Here is a 21,783-nt window from a genome sequence, read left to right on the forward strand (position 1 = left end):
AAACCGTATAAGCGATGTACCCCTCACTTGTAGTATCCAACTTTTTCATCAACAAATCAATAGAAGAAGGCGTTGAACTAACACTTATGAAACTACTTAAATTGGTGTATATTACACACGGGTGGTTCTTAGGTTACAATGACAGGCCTTTAATTCAAGAACCTGTGAAAGCATGGAGATATGGTCCTGTTATAGACTCCGTATATCGAGCAATTAAAAAATTTGGACGCGGGCAAATCAAGTCATTTATCGATATTTACAATGATGGTATAATTAATCCAAATGAATATCAATTAGATGAAAAAATAGGTGAATTCTGTACTGTTGTTTGGAACCACTATAAAGATAAAGACGGATTGCAATTATCCGCATTAACTCATACCCCCAATACACCTTGGGGTATCACAATAAAGAATTCTGGGGTAAACTCGATAATTCCGAATAATTTAATAAAGGAATACTACAAGAAAATCATAAATGAATCAACCCCCGCCTGACCCCATAATTCCAAAAAATTTGCCCGATGAGGAAATAATCCCCTCATCAAAAGAAAAGAAAGAGTTAAACGAACTATTCGCTGAGGAAAAGGCAAAGACATTGCATGTTATAACCATTAAAGCAATCCAATTTGGGGCTGTAATTATTGTCTTAAAAATCTCACATCTTAATTTACTCATTGTAGCACGTTTTTCTGTATTTATTTTTCAAGGAACTTTTGGTATCATTACGCCATCGACCGATCTTCCAAGTTTAATATTCACTAAAATTTCGTGTAGAGTTTCCGAAGCTAGTCCATGTAATACAAGCCTGTATGCCGCGCTGTATGTCGAGATTGGAACCATCGGGTGCTTGTTGTTCACTAGGCCGAGATGACCTGGAGTTCCAAGTATCTGAGTTGTGTATATGGCGACTGTCTCATCCAACTGAAGAGAGTTTGAAGCCCTGACGAAATTAGTTGAACGTCTTCTGGAACAATGGCGTTTCTCCCTAGTGCCGTATTTGCCGCAAGTGAAGCCATTTGAGCATTAGAATGTGTACTTTGCTGTTTCCGGTCGAGCGCGTAGTATCTTAGTTTAATACCATTCTGATCAAGTATTCTCTTTTTTATACGGCTTTCTTTTCCATTTATTCGGCCTAGGAAATCCTCCATTTCCTCATTGTCAATTGCATTGTTTGGAAGGAAGGTTCCAATAGAATTAATAAAAACTTCTGGCATATATCAGCTTAGTGGTTTCTTTGTGCTACAATTGGCTATACGGATCAGTTCAGGATATTTTTAAATTATGACGGCCTAATCTAAAGGATTTTTAATTGAATTCAAAGGTGTGTTGGCCCCATAGGCATAGATCTCAGTATTCCTGCCGGACTTATGCGCTAATGACACCTGGATGCGACCTGGGCTTAACGGCTACATGAGGTTTATCGTCATCGGATCATAGACGAGTTGAGAGCGGCAATAGAAAAAGGTTGGGCATGGAAGGCCGGACGCGATAGAATTTACATCCTACTTGTTCCAGGAATTTGCGAAACATATTAATGTACATAAGCTGATATTAAAAACTTTGTAACTACTGATAAAGGTTTTTATCAAATTTTTAAATCGGATGTTTAGGGGATAGAGCTATGATCCAGGGTTGTATATAGTAGTTCATGACTCTTTTTAACTTGTAAAGTAGCGGTTTTGTATTTTAACAGAGATATGGTCTAATGAGGAATCTCCTGACCTGGAAAAAAGATCGGATTTTAAATATGATGACAAAACCAATCCATTTCAGGTTATTCCACCGGTCCTCACCTCCGAAGTTGTGCAGTAAATAAACAAAAACAATATAGTAGAAGAAACAATATCTTTAGCCGATGGCACCATTCTCAAAGAAAATTATCAGTATGAATATGATGGTGACTATCCCATTAAAATTACTTTGGTGAAGTCAAGCCAATTACTTCCAAATGATACCACTGAAATCAAGATAGAATATCTAGAATAAAATTCTAATATCTAAATGAAAGGACCCGGCAGATAAAATTAACAGCTTGGGCGGCAGTATACCCCAATCAGAGAACGCAGAAGAAAGAAAAAGGCTGGAATATTTCAGTTTTTGATATTTGCCCCTGCTTAACCTAATTTTCACCCTGAAAAATGATTATTTATCGCTTATGTGGAACAATGGGAGAACAAGAACCACTAAAAAAGTCCTATACTGTGCGTATGGGCCATTTATAGTAGTGGCGAGGGGGCAGGTATCGAACTTGGTCGTCCCGGATCTGAAGGATGTTTTAACATTTTCAAGTTTGGCTTAAGAAATTTCCGGTTTGGCTCCAAATTTTTTACGAGTATCGTAATTGATAATATTTGAACCGTTTATCAAAAAAGCGTTTGACAAACCAAGATTCAACGAGTCATTTCTAAAGCATTCGGGATAGTGCGAGAGGCGCACACCGTCAGTTACTGCTGGCGGAGCCATCTACTCGATTCGCGAACTTTTCAAGCTCCGCATCATCAAGAATATACCAATCAAAACCAATGGAATACTTAAAATTTGTCCTATATTCAAGGTTAGGTTCTCCTCAAATGGAACCTGGTTTTCTTTCAAAAATTCAATCGAGAATCTCTGAGCAAATATCAATGTCATCCCCAGCCCAAAAATGAATCCGGTGTTTTTGTAGCGTTTTTTTGACTTCCAAATGAAGTACAATACAATACTCACTAGTAAGTAGAATATAGCTTCATAAAGTTGCGATGGGTGTCTTGGAATCTGATCTACCCTCGTGAATACAAAGGCCCACGGAAGGTTGGAAGGAATTCCGATTATTTCGGAGTTCATTAAGTTACCCAGTCTAATGAATCCTCCTAATGCAGCTCCAGCTATCGTCAATCTGTCCAGAAGCCATAAATAGCCTGTCTTAAACTTTCTTTTGTAAAAGTAAAGAGCCAGTGTAGCCCCTAAAATTCCACCATGACTTGCAAGGCCTGCCAGACCAGTGAATTCAAAAGTTGGGTTGATTCTAAAAGGGAGAATTTCAATTGGATTGTTCCAATAGTAAATCGGATCGTAAAATAAAATATGACCCAAACGAGCGCCAAGGATAGCTCCCAACATGACATAAATTGTGAGTTTGTCAAGTTCAATAGTTGGAGTATCTTCTGATTTGTAAACTTTAAGCATGATTTTATAACCCAGGAGTATTCCTAAAACCCAACAGACTCCATACCATCTCAAAAACTCAGACTCATGAAATATGCTAGGATCTATATCCCAGGTAATATATGAAATCATCCGCCCTGGCAGAAAATTGTTATGGCAATGAAAATGACTATGTTTAGGAGAACCCGTTGTAGTTTGGTTTTATTCATATTCTCTCGACTATCGATAATTGATAGAATTTCATTTGATTCTATGGTATTCAGGGCATTCAAAAGTTTAAGTTGTTTCCAGGCCGGTTTAAGGTCGTTTAGTTGCATGAGACTTATTGTTAAATTTCATTTTTAATTTCAATTTTAATCGGTTGAAGCGGGTAGCGACGTTAGTTGGAGACACCTTTAGGATTTCAGCGATTTCTTTGTTTTGGTAACCTTCCAGATGTAGCACTACAATCGCCTTGTCGATATCTTTTAATGTTTGGATGATAATGTAAAGAAGCTCAAGATTATCATCAGCTTTGGCAGTACAAGCATTTTGATGAAATGTATCAATCGGCTCAACGGAGATCGATTTCTTATCTCTTCTTTTTTTAGTAAGAATCGTGTTAAGACTTACCCGATAAATCCAGGTGCTGATTTTAGATTTTCCGCGAAATGTTTCGAATGATTTCCAAAGTTGCAGAATGATGTCTTGAAAAGCATCTTTTTGGTCTTCGCTACTCGCATAATAAACTTTACAGAGGCTTCTGATGGTGCCTTTATTTTGATTTATGATTTGAATAAAGTGACGCTTTTCCAATTTCATTTTAAACTACTGCTTTATATTGTATTAGTAGCAAAATTTCAGGAATTGTCACAGATAGATGAATTTTTTTAGTTAGAAGTGTTCGCTAATAGTTCGCCACACACCACAATGATGGCCTACATTTATTTAGCCAAAATCCTAATCTAGCAGATTTTGAGGACCTCCTAAATATCGATCATTGAGCAAGCCTTTTGAGCAGGTTACGGTCTTCCTGAAGAATTTTGTTCAGATTAAGTGCGCCAATCTGTCCGATCTATAATCGGAGAAGTCCAAAGTAAAGTGCTTTTTTGACACTGTTCTTCAGATACCCAAACCTTTAATTCCAGTGGATCATCATACCTGATTGTTTGATCTCCATAAAAAACAGCTTCCATTGAAAATGCTAAATCGATCGAAACGCTATAGCAGACATTATTTTGAAAATTATTCAATTTTGCTCCGATCGCCTCGGCAGTATTATCATTTGGCAATCTCGTGGATCCCCTCGTAACCATTGACACAAATGTCTGGCCATTAGATGCTTTTGTTTGAATGCCTGGAAATATCTGTATTTTATTGTTTGGTTTTTAGCCAATCTGTTACATTGTCTTTTGATCGAACTTAAACACTACTATTAAATATCGCCCTTTTTTAGATTTATTCTAAATAAGGTTTGGAATTTCATTTTTCGGATTGTAGTTTTCAAAAAAAATTGCAAGCTGACTGCGTCATTATCTTGTTACCTGCAGAAATGTAAAATGAAAATTATCCATAACAAGAACAATGGAAATAAAGGCCTAAGTGGCCAGGGCGATATTGATCTTCACAACAGTCATGATCTTGAGTTACTTTACCGTCAAAACCGCCTAAAACTTTTCCGCATATCCTATAATCTAGTGGGTAACATCGAAATAGCCGAGGGTATTGTTCATGACGCTTTTTGCGATATCTGGTCACGCAGGAAATCCTTGGAGATAAACGCCTCCCTGCAGGCCTATCTAGTCAGGGCGGTCAAATTTTCTTCTATCAACCATTTAAGGGCCAAGGCCGTCCGACTGAAAGCCAAGAAAGAACTTTTGACAACTACCCGGATTTCTCACAACGAGACGGAGGAGAATGTAATAGCCAACAATCTTAAATCGGAAATAGACCAATTGATAGCACAATTACCGAAACGCTGCCAGGAAGTCTTTCGGTTAAAACGGGAAAAGTTCATGACCAATAAGGATATTGCCTCAGGACTGAACATTTCCGAAAAAGCTGTTGAGAAGCATATGACACGTGCAATCAGGTTCTTAAAGGTGGGGATCAAAGGAGCTTTCACTTTTATTTTCTTCATAGGGTAGGGTTTACTTCCATCTAAAACGACATAGGGGTATAAGGCAATCTAATTCCCTATGCCATGAAAATAACAAAACAGCTTATATTAAAGTATTATTCTGGTCAATGTACCGAAGAAGAGCGGGTGTTTGTGGAAAATTGGATGGCGTCGTCGGAAGATGAGCCCTCAGAACTTTCGGAAAATGTTCTTTCCGAAATGGATGAAAGGACCTGGAAAAGAATAAAACAAACCAACAAAATCAGTCTCCAAAGAGCGGATAAGGAATATGAACGCCTAAAAACGTTGGATCGATTTGGTTCCAACAGAAATGCCAAAGTTTCCGGGACAATTCCAATGTATCGCAGCCTTGCCCGCATTTCCATCGCCGCTTTCCTGGCAATCGGTCTTTTCATAGCTGTGGGAACGGCTGCCTTTTGGTTTCTAAATCCGTTAGACAGCCAACAGAAGGATACCGTGGTTTCATGGAAAGGCTATACCACCAAGAAATCAAAAAGAGGGGAAAGACCAACCCTTACGCTTCCCGATGGTTCCACGGTACACCTAAATTCAGAGAGTCTATTAAAATTCCCGGAACGCTTTTCGGATACCGAACGGGTAGCGTATTTGGAAGGGCGCGCCCATTTTGATGTGGCCAGAAATCCGGATAAGCCCTTCATCATCTATACCGAGCACTCAAAAACCCAGGTCTCGGGTACTTCCTTTGATATAAATACCAGCCGCAAACAGGGAGAAACGGAGATTATCGTAACAAGCGGGAAGGTGGCTTTTTCTGAAAAAGATCAAAATGATAATCTCGTAACACTTAAGGCGAATGAAAGAGCCGTTCTCGATGCTGGCAAAAACATTGCGAAAAGTGAGGTTGACGCGGATATGCTCACTGCCTGGATAGAAAATCATTTGGTATTTGACGATTACACCTTGGCGAAGGTCATAGACGTACTTGAGCCTTGGTATGATATTCAAGTGTCCGTTAAAAATACCCACTTAATGACCCGTGACTTTAAATTGTCTATGGAGGACCCATCCCTCGAAGCAGTCATGGATGCATTGAGCTTTCTAGGAGAGTTTGAATACGAGATACATGACAACAGAGTAACTATTTACTGAAGGCTATAACCATGACTTCTATAAAAACAATAGGTACTCTGGTATTCTGTGTAGCTACTTCGGTACTGGCTTTTGGGCAAGAAGGCCTACTCAATCAAAAAGTAACCATTCGCTTTGAGCATAGTGCTGTAGCGGATGCGCTCGACCAGTTGATGAAGCAGACAAATACTACCATTAACTACCGGCCTTCTGAGCTGCCAAAGGAGCGCACGGTCTCCAAAGATTTTCAACAGGTAAAAATGGGTGAAGTTATCAATGAATTATGGGGTGACGATGTTATAACGCTGCGAGTCAGTGGTAATGCCATATTGGTGAAGCGTGTGTTCGGTAAATTGGGAAAAGGAAGGCTGGAAGGAGCAATACGAGATGAAAACAACGATCCATTACCGGGTGTGACAGTGAGGTTGCTCGGCACCTCTATGGGCAACATTACGGACCAGAACGGAAAGGTAAACCTAGAAGGTGTTCCTTCGGGAGATCACACCATTGAGGTCTCCTTTATAGGGTATGAGACGGCCCGAATTCAAGTGAAAGTCAATTCCGGAGGTACAACTTCTTTCTCAAATCAACTTAAGGCGTCTACGGAATGTATTAAATGAGGTAGTGGTCAGAGGCGTTTCTATCGCCAAAGAAATTTCACTAGAGCCTATCAAAATAAATACCATCGATGCCAAAGCATTTCAAATACAATCTATAGGTGCTGCTGAAATGCTGAGGACCGCACCCGGAGTACTGGTCAGGCGTACGGGAGGGCTTGGAAGCAATGCAAGCGTGAACCTCAACGGACTATCGGGTAACGCTGTGAGGATATACATAGACGGCTTTCCCGTGGAGTATCTCGGGGGAGGATACGACCTTAACAATTTACCGGGATCTGTGATCGATCGGCTGGAAGTATACAAAGGAGTATTACCGGCAGACAAAGGAACGGATGCACTGGGCGGTGCGGTCAATATCGTTTCTAAAAAATTATACAACGATGAGCTAGAGCTAAGCTACCAGGTAGGCTCATTTAATACGCATCGTGTGTCTGCTTTGGGCAGCAAAAAAATTAATGATCATTTTGCGGTCTCGCTGGAAGGGTATCATAACTACTCAGATAACAACTTTCAGCTTGCCAATATCCGAAACATTGTCGTTGATTCTATCCCTGATCGTTTTAGTGGCGACCTCATACCAGTTATCAGGGTAGATACCCTTGACAAGGTAAGAAGGTTTCATAACGCCCACAGGTCATCCTTTATGCAAGCCGGTCTGCATTGGTACGATTTAAGCTGGGCCGACCAGCTATCATTCAGTAGTAATTTTTCCAACCGATTCGATGAGATACAGACATTGGACATTACCCTCGGTTACGCGCTGCTTGGACGAACAGGAGAAACAACGGCTATTAAACATAGCCTAACCTATGTAAAGGGTTTTCTCGATGAAAAACTGGAATTGAGATACAGGGGAGTTATTTCTAATTCAGTACAATCAACGAAGAATGATAATTTGAACAGGATCAACTGGGAAAAAGAAATAATTCCTGCTCCGCGACCCATAGAACCCTTGGATCAAGAAACAGAAGGTCTCAATCATGCACATCGGCTAGGAGTTATTTACCGCATTAATGATCGCCATAAACTAAGCATCAATAATTTCTACGCTAGGTCCAGGTTTCTCAGGAAAGATAACATCAATCCTTTCTTTGAGATCGATGGAGAATTGATAAATCGAAACGAGTTACCCTCCTTCTTTACAAAGAACATTGCATCCATCGAATGGAGAGGTGATTGGTTTAATAAAAAGCTAACCTCTGTCGTCTTTGGCAAGCAGTACTTCTACAATGCGGAGACGGTCGATCCTTTTAATAATGTAATTACGTTGGAAGTAGAAGATCAAACGACAGGTTATGGAGGTGCCCTGAAATATTTATTTACAGATCATTTCTTTGTTAGAGGTAGTTACGAGTATGCCGTACGCATCCCTACTGAGAGAGAAGTGTATGGTGATTTCATAAACATTAACCCCAATTTTAATTTAAGGCCGGAGCAATCCAACAATTTTAACCTTGGGATCACCTACGAGAAAAAGCTCGATAAGCTTTTCAGCATTAATACCTCACTAGATGGTTTTATTCGGGATACCAAAGACCTGATCTGGTTGAGTCCGGATGGGGCTTTTCAACAATTCAGGAATAATAGGGAGGTAAGGTCCCTGGGTATGGAGTGGAGCCTTAAAGTCACAAGAGATGATTACTCGAACATCGGGTTTAATTTGACCAGTCAGAAACGCACATACCAGGCGTTCAATCCGGAAAACCTCATCTTTCAAGATCCGTCGTTTATCGGGTCCCGTTTTCCCAATACCCCCTCCTTCTTTCATAATCTTCAGTTAAATCTTGGAATCAAAAGTTTGAAAAGTACACTCCCAAATGTAGTACTGTATGGGTCGTGGTTTCATGTTCAGGAGTTTAGTATTACCGATGAACCAAGTAATGGTGAACCTGAACCATTTTCTCTTGTTCCGATTCAAAATGAATTCAACCTGGGTATAGGCTATTTCTCACCGGGTAATCAACTAAGCCTGTCCTTCCAGGTAAACAACCTAACCAATGATTTTGAGCTATTCGACAACTGGAGAGTACCCAAGCCAAACAGAAACTTTCAATTCAAAGTAAACTATCAAATATTTTAAAATTATGTATACACTTTTTTACTCCCGATGGATAAAGATGCCAGTCATGGCCCTTATCATTGCAGGAATGTCCATGCTAACCATTGTCTCATGCAACGATGACGATGATGGGATGACTACAACAACAGAAGAAGGGCTAGTCCGATTCTCGCTAGTAGACCCGGAAGGAGATTCTTTGGTAATTAGCAATTTTGGCACATCGGAAATAGACATTTCAGACTATCGGCTATGCCTGGGGCCTGATCGATACAATGCTATCAGTAACTACGCGGATATCGTGGGGGACTTATTATTATCAACTAATGAAACTGTCACCATAAAACTAGGTTCAGGTACGCAAAACGTTACGTCGCTTCCTTTGGAAAGTGGTGGATTGGGGCTTTTCGCTTCCGCAGATGACTTCAGTTCCACTGCCCCGGAACTATTGCTGGATTATGTGCAATGGGGAGCTGCAGACCAGGATAGAGTAGACCAGGCGGTCACCGCTGGCCGCTGGGACGATGCTGCTAATTTTATCTCCGGATTTGCCCCTTACACATTTTCAGGCGCATCCGATCAGATAGGTGCCACGTTCTGGCAAACCCTGGCCGCCGAAGATGTGCGATTGAAAACAGGTTTTGTCATAACAGCAAGAACACCTAACAACAATATTGTAGCCAAGTATTTTAGCGAAATGCCTTCGGGAACAGCAGACCTGACGGATGGCCAGGTATTCCAGTCTTTTGTTCCATGGGACATTTTAGATGGCTATCTCTACACTGAAGGTGCAACGGACGGAACCGAAGGAATTGGAAGAGCAAGAGTAAATGGAAACGGTCAAATTGTGGATGATGGCAACCTGGTGGTTACGGGAGATATCAGGAGACCGGCGATCGTTGATGCGACGACGGGTGTTTATACGACCCAAGCTAGTCAGGCAGAAATAGGGGTTTTTAACCCTATGACCATGCAACTGGAAGGCCGGATACCGATGAGCGACGAGGGGCTACCCGGTCCACAGCGGATGCGAAATCTTTTGATCCGTGGAGACGAAGTGTTTACATATATTGTCTCGCTAAATCTCGATGAGGTGCCCTTTACTTCTGTATATCTCCAATCAGCGAATTATCGAACCGGACAGTTTACCGCAACGGCAGAATTTCCGGGGCTTGGCCAGAGTAATTGGGTAAAAAGCCCATTTGCTAACAATGTGGATGAAAACGGAAATATTTAATTTTTTAGCTAGTGGGATTGTACCACAGAACAGGTCTGCTAGCCTTCTCAGAATACCGGCAGGATCCAATGAGTTTGATCTTGACTATAGTTTTGTACCCGCATTAAAAGTTAATCCCCGGAATCAACTATTTCCGATATCTTTCTTATTTAACTACCTTGGCAATGATATTGCAATTGCCTTGGCAATTACAGAGATCCCACCACGTGTTTTTGAGATTATTGCATCAGTAGGCGGAAATCCGGCAAATCTTAGCCGGGCGCAACTTATTGAGATCTTGAATTTGTTCAATACTGAAGAAGTAGGCAGATGGATAAAGATAAACGTAGTGACGCAAGAAGTTGAAAATATTGCGGGATTACCCGCTCAAGGAGGATTCGCGCCTGCCTTTTCTGTTGTCATCAATGAGGAGGTTTATCTCTCCTCCAGTACGGGTTCAGAAAATGCAATTTACAAGTATAATCCTACTACAGGCGCCGTTGAAAAAGCATTTGACGTAGAAGGAGGAAGTGTAGCTGGTTTGATTGACCTGTCTTGGTAATAAAACCTGTAATTCTTAAGCAGATCTTTCCGGCCTAAGGACCGGAAAGATCTTTCTTAGGATCAATTCTTACGAATGATCAGTAAAGGAATCATATGTCTTTTTATCCCTGTTTACCTGCTTTTTGCAGTGGCAAAAGCGTGGAATACCATAAATAGCCTATTCATCCAAAAAAATGTCCGGATCAAAAAGAATCAATAAAAAACTTTGGAGTATCCACAATTGGGTCGGATTGTATGCAGGGGTAGTCATCGCAATTTTAAGTGTGACAGGGGTAGTCGCGTTATTTAAAGTGGAAATTGATGAGGCTATTAATGCCAACTATTTCAAAATCAATACACCTCACAAGACGACAAACTTTTACCCTGATATAACCCAGTTGGTTGATAGCCTAAAAAGTGAATATGGTGAAGCCAATTTTGCTGGTATCACACCATCTCTTGATAAATCTAAAAATTGGATAGTCCGTTTTAACGTTATAGAACGGAATCCTTTCCCTAGAGCTTATGCTTATCAAGTATTCTTTAACCCTTACACAGGAAAAATTGTAGGCGTAAGAAACCGTTTTAAAACTTTTGATCATTACATAAGGCATATACACGTAAGGTTGTTCAATGGTCTTTTGGGCAGGTTCTGGGTAGGTTTTGGGGGCTTGCTTTATTGATCTCCACGATCACCGGAATTTTGATTTACGGTGAGTTCATGAAACGTCAGTTTTTTGGAGCCATCCGGAATAAAAATTTAAGGTTAAAGTCGGCAGATTACCATAAGGTTATAGGTATGACAACCCTATTGTTCAATCTTATGATCGCCATCACGGGTGCATGGCTCGGACTTCAAGCCATTCTTCAGCCTGCATTGCAGGTAAAGAACCCCGAGCGATATAAAAGAACTGAAAAACCTATTTCCAAAGAAGAGGATATTTCCTATGCTGTAGACTATATTCAAGCGTTTGAAGTTTCCCGAGCATTATTTCCGGATCTCATTCCCACGTCCATTGCTTCTTCGAAAAATGGAAGCCGTACGGTTACTGTAAGAGGAGATGTGCCGAAAACCGCTTACCAAAACAACATAAATGAGATCGTTTTAGATAAAAAAGATTACAGTGAGTTGGGACGATACGATATCAGGGAAAAATCGTTGGGCGATAAAGCCTATTATGCTCAGGAGGGGCTGCATTATGGGGATTTTGGAGGTATATGGGTCAAGGTGATTTATTCCTTTTTTGGCCTCACTTCGGGTGTATTATCCATTTTAGGGTTTGTACTTTATTTGGAAAGGGCCAAATCCAAACAAAGAAAGAAAGTGAATTACAAAACCACCGGCAAAAAAGTCTGGTTATGGTCATTTTGGATTACGGCAATTTGTGTCTTGTTATATATTTTGACCATTACTATTGGTGGAAGTATACCAACGCTCGTAATCACCTTGGCGATTTATGGTACTTTATTGTTTTATTTAATAAGATTCTTGGTTGTTTTTTTAAAAAGGAAATACAAAGCACTTGTGAAAAAACGAACATAATTTCTGATGGAATTAAGGCAAAGAAAATTACCCAATAAGGTTAACGAGCAATACATTCTGCCCATACTTTTTTTATTGGTGAATGTTACAGTTATCATTTGGTTTTACGTCATTCATGAATATAGCCAATCGAATGAAGTGTTTGAGACCACTTACCGTTATGATAAATTAACAATCGCAAATTATAGAAGTGATTTAAAATTTCAGCTTGGTGTATTTAGCAGTATACTACTTATTACGCCGCTATATTTAAAGTACAAAAAGCGATGGTTGCTGATAGCCATTACACTAATGCATGTAGGTGCGTTGTATTATTTTTTCTATTTGAAGTAAATGATAAGGGTAGATTAAAATGGAAAACTTATCTGGTTTTCGGTAATTTTTATTTGCTGTACGCTTAATTTAGAAGACCAATAATCTGAATATTTCCTTGGCATCGAACAGCGGAAAAGAATTTGAAATTGTACGTAGGGTACTCACGAAGTACCTTGAGGAAAACGGGCAGCGCAAGACCTCGGAACGTTATGCCATTTTGGAGGAAATCTATGCCTATGATGAACACCTGGACGTGGATACCCTCCATTTCAAAATGCGCCTGAACAACTACAGGGTAAGCAAGGCGACCATCTACGACAACCTGGATTTGCTCATCGAGGCAGGAATGGTTCGAAAGCGCCAATCCGGAAAAGGAACGGCCCATTATGAAAAGTGTTTCTTCCATAGCCAACATGACCATGTTATCTTAACCGACACGGGGGAGCTCATGGAGTTCTGCGATCCGCGCCTAGAAACCATAAAAAAACGATTGAGGAAACCTTTGATGTTACCATTGAATCCCACTCACTCTATTTTTATGGGACGAAAAAAGAGAAAGCCCTTTCTCAGCAGTAAATAGCTTAACATGTTTACGGTTCCATAAAACGAACGTTTCTTGGGACTGTAATGGAAAACATTTTTCAATGAGACCATAAGATGATTTATCCGGATTACATGGATTTCATTAGGGAATTCTGCTTTTTAAATAAAAGCCCTATAAGCTGTGGGTTTATCCAATTCACAGGAGTATCCGTTCTTTCCCAGTAGTTTGAAAGCAATATTGTCAATTCACGATTCAGAACGAGCTTGAGTACACTACAAGAACAAAAAGGCACAAAATTCAACGTTTCGTGCCAAAAGTAGCGGAGAGGGGAGTTGAACCCGTGACCTCAGGGTTATGAATCCCAAGTTTTAAATATAACTAATTGATAATCATTTTATTAAAAATAGGTAATTGTTAAAATTGAGACAAAATCTTGCATTAACTTAACATAAAACTTAACACCAATTTCAAGACTCTTATGGCAATAGTTTAGTATCATCATCAGTTAACGTACTATAAATAGAATTAATCATATCCACGGTGAGTATTTTGTCGATGCCCCAGGATAATAACTTTCCTTTAAATAGTTCCAACCAGTTCTTTTTGCCAATTAAAGGAATTAATCTTTTAAGATCTTCAAATTCCTCACCGAAGTAATCAAAAGTTACCTGTTGACCTAATTCAATCTTTTCTAAGTGAGATAGAATCTGATCCAGTTTTGTTTTAATGTTTAACTCTTGGTCTTGCGTAAATGGATCTTCTGGTTGGTAAGGAGGAAAAGGGTGGTGGTCTTGATTCAAATTTTTAATTTTGCTCCTTGTGATAAACAAGGCGTTTTTAAATGATTCTTCACCTTGGCATGGTTTAGGCTGGCTACAGGTTGCGATGTGTTTTTCCAAACCAATTTCAAGGGTCCTTTCAAGCTCCTTCAGATATACCAAATGGTCTGGTTCATAATCTAAATTATACAGGTTGGTTTCAAGATTATCCTTAAATTCGTAGTGTTCAGGTGCTTGACCAGAAATAACTGAAATATAATCCCTTTTCACCATACCGAGAATGAATTTGTCATTTGATTCTTCTTTAATTATTGACTCCACAAATTCAATTCCGTCAGAATTTATTGCACCATCTCCACCTTCTTTATACATGGCAAATCTAATATATCCTTGTTGTTCAAGTTTCTTGCCAATATCGTGAACCTCGTCTACACTAATTATCTGATCACATTTATCGGCTAAAATATCGTAAATTGAATAATTCCTGCCATCATATTTATGCTTATATAGTTCCTTAAGAACTACAATCATTTTATCTTTTATTGTCATGTTTGGAATTTGTATTTTCTTTATCCGCTGGTACTAAGTTAAGTATATATTACAAAAAATAGGAATTAGGATAACAAGTCATCCAATGTACATCCAAGAGCCTTTGAGAGTTTGTACAAGGTGATTAACTTAGGGTTCGTTGCGCCATATTCAATTTTTTGCAGCTGCCGATTGTCGATACCAGCCCTATGTGATAATTCAATTTGGGTAAGTTTTGTTTTATTTCTAAGCCTTCTGACGTTGGCAGCAAAAATCTTTAATATTTCTTCGTTTTCCACGACCTCAAACTCACAAAAAATAATTTTTCAACAAACGGTCTATAGACCGTATTTTTTTACTATATTTAGGTATTGTATATAATGGTTGCTGGGAATGAGGTACCTTTAATATGAAATTTCTTTCCATAGCTGGTTGAAAGAGGCCGTGTAACAACGGCCAATAAATTAAACCCCTCGGAGCCATCCGAAGGGGTTTTCTTAATACCTGAGAAACCGTTTCTGGATAGGTGCCCTTCCTGGGCACTTATTTTTTTAAACAAACTACCCATGCTGGAGATCAACAATATAAATGATCTAAGGGTCATAATTCCACTGGCTGGTAGATGAGTTGCAAGATTATAAAAAGGCCATTCTTAGCACGCTTTCTCAGGTCAAAATTGAAAATTGTGATCAAGGCTTGAGAGAAGATGTGAGGCTGGTTTTAATTCTTGTCTTCATTGGATAGTAATTCAATATTTTTTAACAAATAATCCACGAAATCATTCAAAACTTTCTTGTCATTTTTGTTATTTAACTCTTGGTAATAGGCTTTAAATGACATTTCAAATGCATTTAAAAACCTCTCACGATCTAGGGCAATCCACTTTTCTTCTAATTGTCTCTCTTGATCCTCAATTATCTCATTTTTAAACTCATAAAGCAAGCCATCAATGTGAAGAGCCATTTGTTCAAAAGCTCTAAAGTACATTTCTTCCGACCCGTCATCTACAATTCCAAAGTTTTCATAGATTTTCATTCTTTTTTTCATATTGGTTAGCTTCTGAATCCAGTTAAGAACATCGGTGATATTATTTGCCTCCAGATTATGCATAAATTGATTTCTCACTTCCATGAAGAATATCAAGTCATTGTAGACAATGTTATATTTTTTGGAGTAAGGATAATCATTGAACATACCTAGATCCCTTAATATATCAACTTTGGTTTTAAATGTTAATGCCTTACTGGAGTATGCAAGAGTTTTGGATGTATCTTTCTCAATATTGAATAAAATGCTCAGTATTTCAGACAGCCGGTTCTCCAGCTGTAAGGAAAGTTCCAAAATCCTTGTGCGTAGTTTAAGATTAAGGTCCATATTGTTTTTATTTAAGCCTGGGTAAAAATAAAACATAGAATAAAAAAAACTAAGTTGTTAGAGTCTTTGCTATCTATGGGCAGTCCGGCGCCTAGGAACAGGTGATGACTCCAGGGATAATGATGGTTCTAGGTTCATTCCATAATAATTCATTCTTAAAGTGATACAGAAGGTCAGATGCAATCAAAGATAGGTTTTGGTATGGCCCTAAGCCTTTGTTAATCTTTTACTCAATATTTGCATATTTCTATTTATTGTATTATTTTGGTAATAGTTAAGAAGATACATTTTTTTGATTGTTTGAATAGGATTTGCGAGGGGGTACATTTTTTAACTGTTTATTTTTTATTTGACCAGACAATTTTATTTTCAACCATTAACCAAATAATTATGTTTAAGTACCTTCTTTTCTTGTCGTTATTTTTACTTATTCCATTTATAGGTAAAAACCAGCCAGTTGTTGGTTTGTCTTGCTATGAGAATATACATATCTCAACTATTTCAGGCACCGCGACATATTGTGATGTAAATCTTGATATTGGCTTAGGCTATGACCAACAAAATTGTATGTGGGTTACTTTATTTCAAGCTTTGAATTTTGGTGGTTGTGGCGCCCTTTTGAGAATTCCATTTCAATCTGTAGATGTTTATTCAACTACCTATTCATGTTCAGGTTTTTCTCAAACTATTAAATTGGGAGGTCACGTTTATTATCAGTGGCGTTTGGAGCAAGAAGTTGCTGGAGTGGTAATGACATTGGGTTCCGGAACGTTTACCAAAAATATGTCAAATACATCAATAATTTGTTAGTGATTTCGAAAGCTAAAATATAAATATACATGAAAAAGATAACTATAATATTTTTTGGTTGCTTACTGCTAGCTTCTTGTGGTGAGAACCAAAAGAATTCATCCGAAAATATTCCGGAAGTACCAAAGGATAAAATTGCTACAACTGAGGATGTAATGAGAATACTTGATAAGTATGAGTTTGAGTACAGACAATCATCAAATCCAAAAGAGATTACTGAAACTGTCGGTGAGTTAGAGGAGAGAATTAAAGAATTGGCACTTTTGAGGGATGAAATCGAAAAAAATAATCCAGATGCCAATAAACCACTGACTGAAGATCAATATGATTTAATGCAATTTCATAAAAAAGCGGCATCAATAAAAAATACTGATGAACGCAATAAGTACATAGTGGAAAATAAAGAGTTTTTACTGGAAAGAGGTGAAAGTGCTGAATTTATAGAAGATATTGAAAAACACTTGAAATCGCGTGGAATAGAATTCGAATCCACAAAAGAATAACCAAAGATAAGATGGTATCCTATGTTTAATGGGGTGCCATTTTTTTATTGAAGGATTAATGGTACTGGGTGTATATGTGCCGGACTCCGGTTGACCTTCCCCAGTTCAAAAGTTTCAAAATGGCCCTCGCGTTTGAATCCATTAGGGGTTAAAAAGGAAATAAATTAATCAAAAAACCCTACCAAAGGCAGGGCTAAAGTGAGAACTGATCGAGTAAATAAAGTATAATCTTAACTCGAAAAGCTTATTTCCACATCTTTGACTACTTCCAATAAAGCGTCTGACAACCTGGATTTAAAATCCTTGATATCACTACCATCATTAACAGTGATCTGGGTATCCTTCATAAGAGCATCAATGGCAACCACAATTGATTTACCTTCGATCTGGTTACCTACTATTGGTTGTATAGATGCTGATTGCGTTTCAGGATGCTTGACTGATACAAGTTGGTTTTGAGTACCGGGTATCCCCTGGAAACCCGCCAGCGATGGACTAGTACCAGGAACTTTCATTTTTCCAGTCATGAAGGCTGGTAGGTCTGAATTATCATCGTTGAGACCAGACATTTTACGAGTTAAAAAGGAGGGAAGACCAATCCTGGTGTCTTTGGCTTCCTGAGCACCTTTCTTTACTGCCTGGGTCTCGAATATCTTCTTGCTGGCATTAAAGATCATACCTGCTGGGGAAAAGTTAAATGCAACTTGCCCTAGCTTCTTTGCTGCTGTCAGGTACTCACCTTTTTTAATAAGATCGACCATTTCCAATAGGGGCTTGATTTGGTCGATCATGAAAGTCTTGATCCCTTCCCAGGCCGACTTGATGGCGCCAATGGGATCCGTAAATACCCGTCCGATACCCTCAGAGATCCATTTCAATGCACCCCACAAGCCTCCCAGGACCGTCCTAAACCGTTCTGATCTGTTATAGACATATACAAACGCGGCTGCTAAGCCTAATACAGCCCCTATAATCAATCCTACCGGGTTGATGGACATTACCAGGTTTAAAGCCGCCTGAGCGATTGACCAGGCTTTTATTGCCGTCACAACCCCTAAGATACCTATTGTCAATACAATAAGCCAGTCCCAATTATTCTTTACAAAGTCTATGAAACCAGAAATCCATCCTATTGCTCTGGCAAACCCCCGGCTAAGGAGGTTTAGAAACGGGTCAAGCCGATCAACCAGGCCAATGCCCCAGTCAACTACTTTGGTCAGCGATCCTTTTAACGTACCCTCTGAAAATTGGGCAAATTTAAGTTGGAGCTTGCCCACGAAGGTTGACCATTTACCACCCAGGGTTTGACTTTGCTTTTCCATCATTTTGAAAAACTTACCACCTTCCGAGGTGGCGTTCTGGAATGCGTAAACCACCATATCAGAACTAATTGCACCATCGGCCATCTCTTTTTTGAGTTCAGCCATGGATTTACCAGTCATCTTACTAAGTTCCTGAAGAGGGTTGAAACCGGCATTAATGAACTGCAGTAGATCCTGTCCCATGAGTCGGCCAGCACTCATCATTTGCCCGAATGCTAGCGATAAGGATTGAAACCGTTGAGAATTACCACCTGAAACATCACCTAACATCTGAAGGGTAGGCAATACTTTATCCTGAGCCAAACCGAAGTTTAAAAGGAGCTTGCCAGCATCAAAAAGTTGCTTATTCATAAATGGAGTTCTATTCGCCATATCATTGATCATATTGATCATTTCATTACCCTTTTCAGCCGATCCTAGCATAGTGGCAAATGCAACTCTAGTTTGCTCAAGATCAACGCCAGATGAAATAAGATTTTTTATTCCCTGAAAGCCTAAGAAACCGCCACCTAATGTTGCCAAGCCACCCAGATTAAATAAGCTTCCACCACTGCGGCCAGGACGCGTACTACTGCTAGTACTTAATTTGAGCTTGTTAGCTTTATTAAGTATCCGGTCCATGTGTCCTGATGCTGTTTTAAGGCCCTTATTTAAGCCTTTAATACCCGATGAACTTGAATTTATCTTGTTAAATGATCGGGTAAGACTGTCTACCTTTTTGGTGGTGCCTACCAGGCCTTTATCAAGGCCACCGGTTAGTTTCTGGATTCTTTTGACATGTTTATTTGCATTGGCGGCAAATCTGGCTAGGGCACTAGATCCAAGATCCTTAATTCGTATATCGAAGGTTACACTTTCATTCATTTCGCTCTCACTTTTTGTTATGCTTTCTGACTAAGTATAGTAAAAAAGTGAGTGCAACTTTTATAGGACGCTATTTACCATTAGATTTGAGCTAAAAAAGTAATTGAATAATTGCTTAAATAGCGAGAATAACCCAGCTATATTAAAAATATTGTCCAGCTAATAGTATCAAATGACCAATAAAAAAACTAACAAATTAGAGCGGTATAGAAAAAATATACATAAAACCGGATTTATCTTGGAATTCAATGTTTCAGAAATTTTGGCAAGTCATTCCTGGACTATAATCAATAATCGATACTATGTTGATGATGTAACAGGTAATGTAAGAGAAATTGATATCGTTGCTTACAAAACCAGGGACATACAGGATATAACTTTTTTTACCACTTTATTGATCAGTTGCAAAAAATCGGAAGAAAACGATTGGGTATTTTTATCAAAAAGTCTTAATAAAAAAGATCCTAATATTGATGCTTTACCAATATCCAATTGGTCAAATGATCGAATTTTGAATTATATGTTAAAGAATTCCGATTGGAAGGCAGGTATAGAAAATGAAATTCACAATAATTCATTTTTAAACGATATCTACCATGTAAATAAGACGATATTTGCCTCTCAGGAAATAAAAAAGAATTCGGGTAATGTAAATAATGATAAAGCAATTTTTAATTCAATATCAGGATTGATTAAAGCTTTACATCACGAATTATCAAGTCTACCCACTAGAAAAAAGAATAAGTGTTTTTACAATTTTAATCTATTAACCGTTGTTGACACTGAAATTTATCTGATGCACTTTAATGGGCCCGAAAATACTACTTTGGTCAACAGTGACACTATTCACTACTTAAATCGCTATATTGTTGGCGGAGAGGATGGTTTTTATAAAATAACATTTTGTAAATCGGAAAAATTTGCAACTTTACTTAACAAGTACAATGAATTGCATGACTGGAATACGACTTATTATCAAAAGTTAATTAATAATTTTTACCGGGATATAACTAAAGATCATAATAAAATTCAATATCAAAAAGAATTGGTAAAAACGAAGATTAATTCAGCTTTGGTGAGGGCATATTACAGAAACAAATCCTCAACTTTTGAGGATGCCGTTAGTCAATCTGGCATATCCTATTCAGTTTCATTAAAGTGCATGATTATTGATTTGAATACAATTGATGACGAAGTTATCAATATATTGAATGGTGACAAAGAATTAAATATTGCAGTAAGTAAAATTTTAAAAGAATATTATAGGTATCAAGGGAAATTTAAATTTGATCCTATTTTTTAATTCAGATTAAAATTCAATTCCATCACAGCTTCCCTCTGATCCAGATCATCAATTCCTAAGTATTCTGCAGTAACTGCAATACTGTAGTGCATGAATATTTTTCTGACAATCTCCAAACCAATATGTCTGTTTGGCGCCATTTCTAGTACCTTGTAGGCAAAGTATTTCCTGAAGGAGTGCATCGAATAATCTTGATTAAATAAATGCCTTCCTAGGCCTTTAATTCGGTTATCAATGGCCTGCCTGGATAATGGTTTACTGTTATCATTCCGTGAATAAAACACTAAATTTTGTTTGTCACAACCTGGATAAACAGACTGAGCAAATTTAAACAAATCATTAGGGACATTTACGGTCCGGATCTTTCCAGTCTTATCTTCCTGGACTTTAAATAGTTGTTCTTTGCTGAGAAGATCATTCCAAGTAACCTTAATCAGATCACTCACCCGTAGGCCGGTTAATGCGGCTGTGTATAATAATAAAGCATACTTACTATCCCTCTGATCCAATAGATTGCCAATCATCTGTTTAAGTTCTGTCTCGTTTATTCTCTTAGCTTTCTTCATTTTACTAAAGTAAATTAATTTATGATATTAGTCAATTTAAATATGAATTAAGTCAATTATGTATTCTTGAAATTTGGATTTTGTAACCGGACCAACTGGAGAAATCTGAGATAATCAAATTACTGAATAGGGTGGGAGGCATTTTGGCACTGAATAGTGCTTAAATTGACTGAGAATGAGGTTTTTGATTTGGTAATCCTGGTTTTTATGTCCCAATGGGAAAAGGGGTGGCGGCCCCTAATTTTTTTTGCTAAGTTGACAAAACTACTATGACTGTCAATTTACCGATAATCATTAATGTACTGTTAATCAAATACTTATTGCTTTCTGGCCCACACAGCTAGACTAAAAATTGTACTATCTAATGAAAGTCTGCCAGCCTGTCAACATGGGACGCAGGAATAGGTGTTTACATACGACAAGTTTCGTAGTAAAGATAATTTTGGTTTATCTGGTGTTCTGGTTTTTGCGCTGTTTTCGCAATTCAGTTATGTAAAAAATTGACAATCAATGATATAAGTTAATTGCCAAGACCCAGTATTT

At 38.4% G+C, this 21,783-nt stretch carries 20 protein-coding genes and 2 pseudogenes; 13 read left to right on the forward strand and 9 right to left on the reverse strand.

Going from position 1 to position 21,783, the window contains the following annotated elements; genetic code table 11:
- Nucleotides 1-14: 14 nt before the first annotated feature.
- A complete protein-coding gene (locus tag AC04NP_RS26280) occupies nucleotides 15-497 on the forward strand; it encodes a Panacea domain-containing protein (protein ID WP_482863057.1) in 483 nt (160 codons plus the stop codon).
- A 207-nt stretch (nucleotides 498-704) separates the two neighbouring features.
- Here the strand turns inward: AC04NP_RS26280 and AC04NP_RS26285 are convergent.
- From AC04NP_RS26285 to AC04NP_RS26295, 3 genes and pseudogenes are all read right to left on the reverse strand, one after another.
- A pseudogene (locus tag AC04NP_RS26285) lies at nucleotides 705-944 on the reverse strand (DUF6999 family protein); the annotation flags it as partial.
- A gap of 1,521 nt (nucleotides 945-2,465) precedes the next feature.
- The gene (gene lgt, locus AC04NP_RS26290) at nucleotides 2,466-3,278 is read right to left on the reverse strand and encodes a prolipoprotein diacylglyceryl transferase (RefSeq protein ID WP_482863058.1); all 813 of its coding nucleotides are present in this window, start codon (nucleotides 3,276-3,278) and stop codon (nucleotides 2,466-2,468) included.
- 165 nt (nucleotides 3,279-3,443) lie between these two features.
- Complete coding sequence (locus AC04NP_RS26295; protein ID WP_482863059.1) at nucleotides 3,444-3,947, reverse strand: RNA polymerase sigma factor; 504 nt, start codon at nucleotides 3,945-3,947, stop codon at nucleotides 3,444-3,446.
- A 737-nt stretch (nucleotides 3,948-4,684) separates the two neighbouring features.
- On the opposite strand from AC04NP_RS26295, the gene AC04NP_RS26300 reads away from it, so the two are divergent.
- From AC04NP_RS26300 to AC04NP_RS26340, 9 genes and pseudogenes are all read left to right on the forward strand, one after another.
- Nucleotides 4,685-5,272, forward strand: a complete 588-nt coding sequence (locus AC04NP_RS26300; protein WP_482863060.1) for an RNA polymerase sigma-70 factor — start codon at nucleotides 4,685-4,687, stop codon at nucleotides 5,270-5,272.
- 56 nt (nucleotides 5,273-5,328) lie between these two features.
- On the forward strand, nucleotides 5,329-6,375 hold the full coding sequence (locus tag AC04NP_RS26305; protein WP_482863061.1) for a FecR family protein: 1,047 nt from the start codon (nucleotides 5,329-5,331) through the stop codon (nucleotides 6,373-6,375).
- A gap of 11 nt (nucleotides 6,376-6,386) precedes the next feature.
- Complete coding sequence (locus AC04NP_RS26310) at nucleotides 6,387-6,974, forward strand: carboxypeptidase-like regulatory domain-containing protein (protein WP_482863062.1); 588 nt, start codon at nucleotides 6,387-6,389, stop codon at nucleotides 6,972-6,974.
- Nucleotides 6,975-6,978: 4 nt separating this feature from the next.
- Nucleotides 6,979-9,054: a TonB-dependent receptor plug domain-containing protein gene (locus AC04NP_RS26315; protein ID WP_482863063.1), complete on the forward strand. Its 2,076-nt coding sequence runs from the start codon at nucleotides 6,979-6,981 to the stop codon at nucleotides 9,052-9,054.
- A gap of 4 nt (nucleotides 9,055-9,058) precedes the next feature.
- Nucleotides 9,059-10,267: a hypothetical protein gene (locus AC04NP_RS26320; protein ID WP_482863064.1), complete on the forward strand. Its 1,209-nt coding sequence runs from the start codon at nucleotides 9,059-9,061 to the stop codon at nucleotides 10,265-10,267.
- Nucleotides 10,248-10,808: a hypothetical protein gene (locus AC04NP_RS26325; protein WP_482863065.1), complete on the forward strand. Its 561-nt coding sequence runs from the start codon at nucleotides 10,248-10,250 to the stop codon at nucleotides 10,806-10,808. The genes AC04NP_RS26320 and AC04NP_RS26325 overlap by 20 nt, the downstream gene beginning before the upstream one ends.
- Before the next feature lie 175 nt (nucleotides 10,809-10,983).
- Nucleotides 10,984-12,332: pseudogene (locus AC04NP_RS26330) on the forward strand (PepSY-associated TM helix domain-containing protein).
- A 6-nt stretch (nucleotides 12,333-12,338) separates the two neighbouring features.
- Nucleotides 12,339-12,665, forward strand: coding sequence for a hypothetical protein (locus tag AC04NP_RS26335; protein WP_482863066.1), 327 nt, complete (start codon nucleotides 12,339-12,341; stop codon nucleotides 12,663-12,665).
- Nucleotides 12,666-12,762: 97 nt separating this feature from the next.
- Entirely contained in the window at nucleotides 12,763-13,227 is a 465-nt protein-coding gene (locus tag AC04NP_RS26340; RefSeq protein ID WP_482863067.1) for a Fur family transcriptional regulator, read from the forward strand.
- A gap of 440 nt (nucleotides 13,228-13,667) precedes the next feature.
- Here AC04NP_RS26340 and AC04NP_RS26345 read toward each other — a convergent pair whose 3' ends face one another.
- The 4 genes from AC04NP_RS26345 to AC04NP_RS26360 all read right to left on the reverse strand — a co-directional run bounded on the left by AC04NP_RS26345 (nucleotide 13,668) and on the right by AC04NP_RS26360 (nucleotide 15,872).
- Complete coding sequence (locus tag AC04NP_RS26345) at nucleotides 13,668-14,519, reverse strand: hypothetical protein (protein ID WP_482863068.1); 852 nt, start codon at nucleotides 14,517-14,519, stop codon at nucleotides 13,668-13,670.
- A gap of 65 nt (nucleotides 14,520-14,584) precedes the next feature.
- Nucleotides 14,585-14,797: a helix-turn-helix domain-containing protein gene (locus AC04NP_RS26350; RefSeq protein WP_482863069.1), complete on the reverse strand. Its 213-nt coding sequence runs from the start codon at nucleotides 14,795-14,797 to the stop codon at nucleotides 14,585-14,587.
- A 65-nt stretch (nucleotides 14,798-14,862) separates the two neighbouring features.
- Nucleotides 14,863-15,102, reverse strand: coding sequence for a hypothetical protein (locus AC04NP_RS26355; protein ID WP_482863070.1), 240 nt, complete (start codon nucleotides 15,100-15,102; stop codon nucleotides 14,863-14,865).
- 116 nt (nucleotides 15,103-15,218) lie between these two features.
- Complete coding sequence (locus AC04NP_RS26360; RefSeq protein WP_482863071.1) at nucleotides 15,219-15,872, reverse strand: hypothetical protein; 654 nt, start codon at nucleotides 15,870-15,872, stop codon at nucleotides 15,219-15,221.
- A 390-nt stretch (nucleotides 15,873-16,262) separates the two neighbouring features.
- Here AC04NP_RS26360 and AC04NP_RS26365 point away from each other — a divergent pair, with 390 nt between their 5' ends.
- Nucleotides 16,263-16,682 (forward strand): hypothetical protein, encoded by a 420-nt coding sequence (locus AC04NP_RS26365; protein WP_482863072.1) that lies wholly within the window; start codon nucleotides 16,263-16,265, stop codon nucleotides 16,680-16,682.
- 29 nt (nucleotides 16,683-16,711) lie between these two features.
- On the forward strand, nucleotides 16,712-17,185 hold the full coding sequence (locus AC04NP_RS26370; RefSeq protein WP_482863073.1) for a hypothetical protein: 474 nt from the start codon (nucleotides 16,712-16,714) through the stop codon (nucleotides 17,183-17,185).
- Between the two features lie 230 nt (nucleotides 17,186-17,415).
- Here AC04NP_RS26370 and AC04NP_RS26375 read toward each other — a convergent pair whose 3' ends face one another.
- Nucleotides 17,416-19,371 carry a tape measure protein gene (locus AC04NP_RS26375; RefSeq protein ID WP_482863074.1) on the reverse strand — a complete coding sequence of 652 codons (1,956 nt, stop codon included), beginning with the start codon at nucleotides 19,369-19,371 and terminating at the stop codon, nucleotides 17,416-17,418.
- 172 nt (nucleotides 19,372-19,543) lie between these two features.
- On the opposite strand from AC04NP_RS26375, the gene AC04NP_RS26380 reads away from it, so the two are divergent.
- Nucleotides 19,544-20,674, forward strand: a complete 1,131-nt coding sequence (locus AC04NP_RS26380) for a hypothetical protein (RefSeq protein ID WP_482863075.1) — start codon at nucleotides 19,544-19,546, stop codon at nucleotides 20,672-20,674.
- Here the strand turns inward: AC04NP_RS26380 and AC04NP_RS26385 are convergent.
- Entirely contained in the window at nucleotides 20,671-21,240 is a 570-nt protein-coding gene (locus AC04NP_RS26385) for a tyrosine-type recombinase/integrase (protein WP_482863076.1), read from the reverse strand. The two genes, AC04NP_RS26380 and AC04NP_RS26385, sit on opposite strands and share 4 nt — an antisense overlap.
- Nucleotides 21,241-21,783: the final 543 nt, after the last annotated feature.

It is taken from the genome of Agaribacillus sp. DX54 (assembly GCF_056858335.1).

Excerpts from the sequence above, each read along its gene's own strand:
- AC04NP_RS26280 (WP_482863057.1), top strand. The coding sequence starts at position 15 with ATGTACCCCTCACTTGTAGTATCCAACTTTTTCATCAACAAATCAATA.
- lgt (WP_482863058.1), bottom strand. The coding sequence starts at position 3,278 with ATGATTTCATATATTACCTGGGATATAGATCCTAGCATATTTCATGAG.
- AC04NP_RS26295 (WP_482863059.1), bottom strand. The coding sequence starts at position 3,947 with ATGAAATTGGAAAAGCGTCACTTTATTCAAATCATAAATCAAAATAAA.
- AC04NP_RS26300 (WP_482863060.1), top strand. The coding sequence starts at position 4,685 with ATGAAAATTATCCATAACAAGAACAATGGAAATAAAGGCCTAAGTGGC.
- AC04NP_RS26305 (WP_482863061.1), top strand. The coding sequence starts at position 5,329 with ATGAAAATAACAAAACAGCTTATATTAAAGTATTATTCTGGTCAATGT.
- AC04NP_RS26310 (WP_482863062.1), top strand. The coding sequence starts at position 6,387 with ATGACTTCTATAAAAACAATAGGTACTCTGGTATTCTGTGTAGCTACT.
- AC04NP_RS26320 (WP_482863064.1), top strand. The coding sequence starts at position 9,059 with ATGTATACACTTTTTTACTCCCGATGGATAAAGATGCCAGTCATGGCC.
- AC04NP_RS26325 (WP_482863065.1), top strand. The coding sequence starts at position 10,248 with ATGAAAACGGAAATATTTAATTTTTTAGCTAGTGGGATTGTACCACAG.
- AC04NP_RS26335 (WP_482863066.1), top strand. The coding sequence starts at position 12,339 with ATGGAATTAAGGCAAAGAAAATTACCCAATAAGGTTAACGAGCAATAC.
- AC04NP_RS26345 (WP_482863068.1), bottom strand. The coding sequence starts at position 14,519 with ATGACAATAAAAGATAAAATGATTGTAGTTCTTAAGGAACTATATAAG.
- AC04NP_RS26355 (WP_482863070.1), bottom strand. The coding sequence starts at position 15,102 with ATGACCCTTAGATCATTTATATTGTTGATCTCCAGCATGGGTAGTTTG.
- AC04NP_RS26360 (WP_482863071.1), bottom strand. The coding sequence starts at position 15,872 with ATGGACCTTAATCTTAAACTACGCACAAGGATTTTGGAACTTTCCTTA.
- AC04NP_RS26365 (WP_482863072.1), top strand. The coding sequence starts at position 16,263 with ATGTTTAAGTACCTTCTTTTCTTGTCGTTATTTTTACTTATTCCATTT.
- AC04NP_RS26370 (WP_482863073.1), top strand. The coding sequence starts at position 16,712 with ATGAAAAAGATAACTATAATATTTTTTGGTTGCTTACTGCTAGCTTCT.
- AC04NP_RS26375 (WP_482863074.1), bottom strand. The coding sequence starts at position 19,371 with ATGAATGAAAGTGTAACCTTCGATATACGAATTAAGGATCTTGGATCT.
- AC04NP_RS26380 (WP_482863075.1), top strand. The coding sequence starts at position 19,544 with ATGACCAATAAAAAAACTAACAAATTAGAGCGGTATAGAAAAAATATA.
- AC04NP_RS26385 (WP_482863076.1), bottom strand. The coding sequence starts at position 21,240 with ATGAAGAAAGCTAAGAGAATAAACGAGACAGAACTTAAACAGATGATT.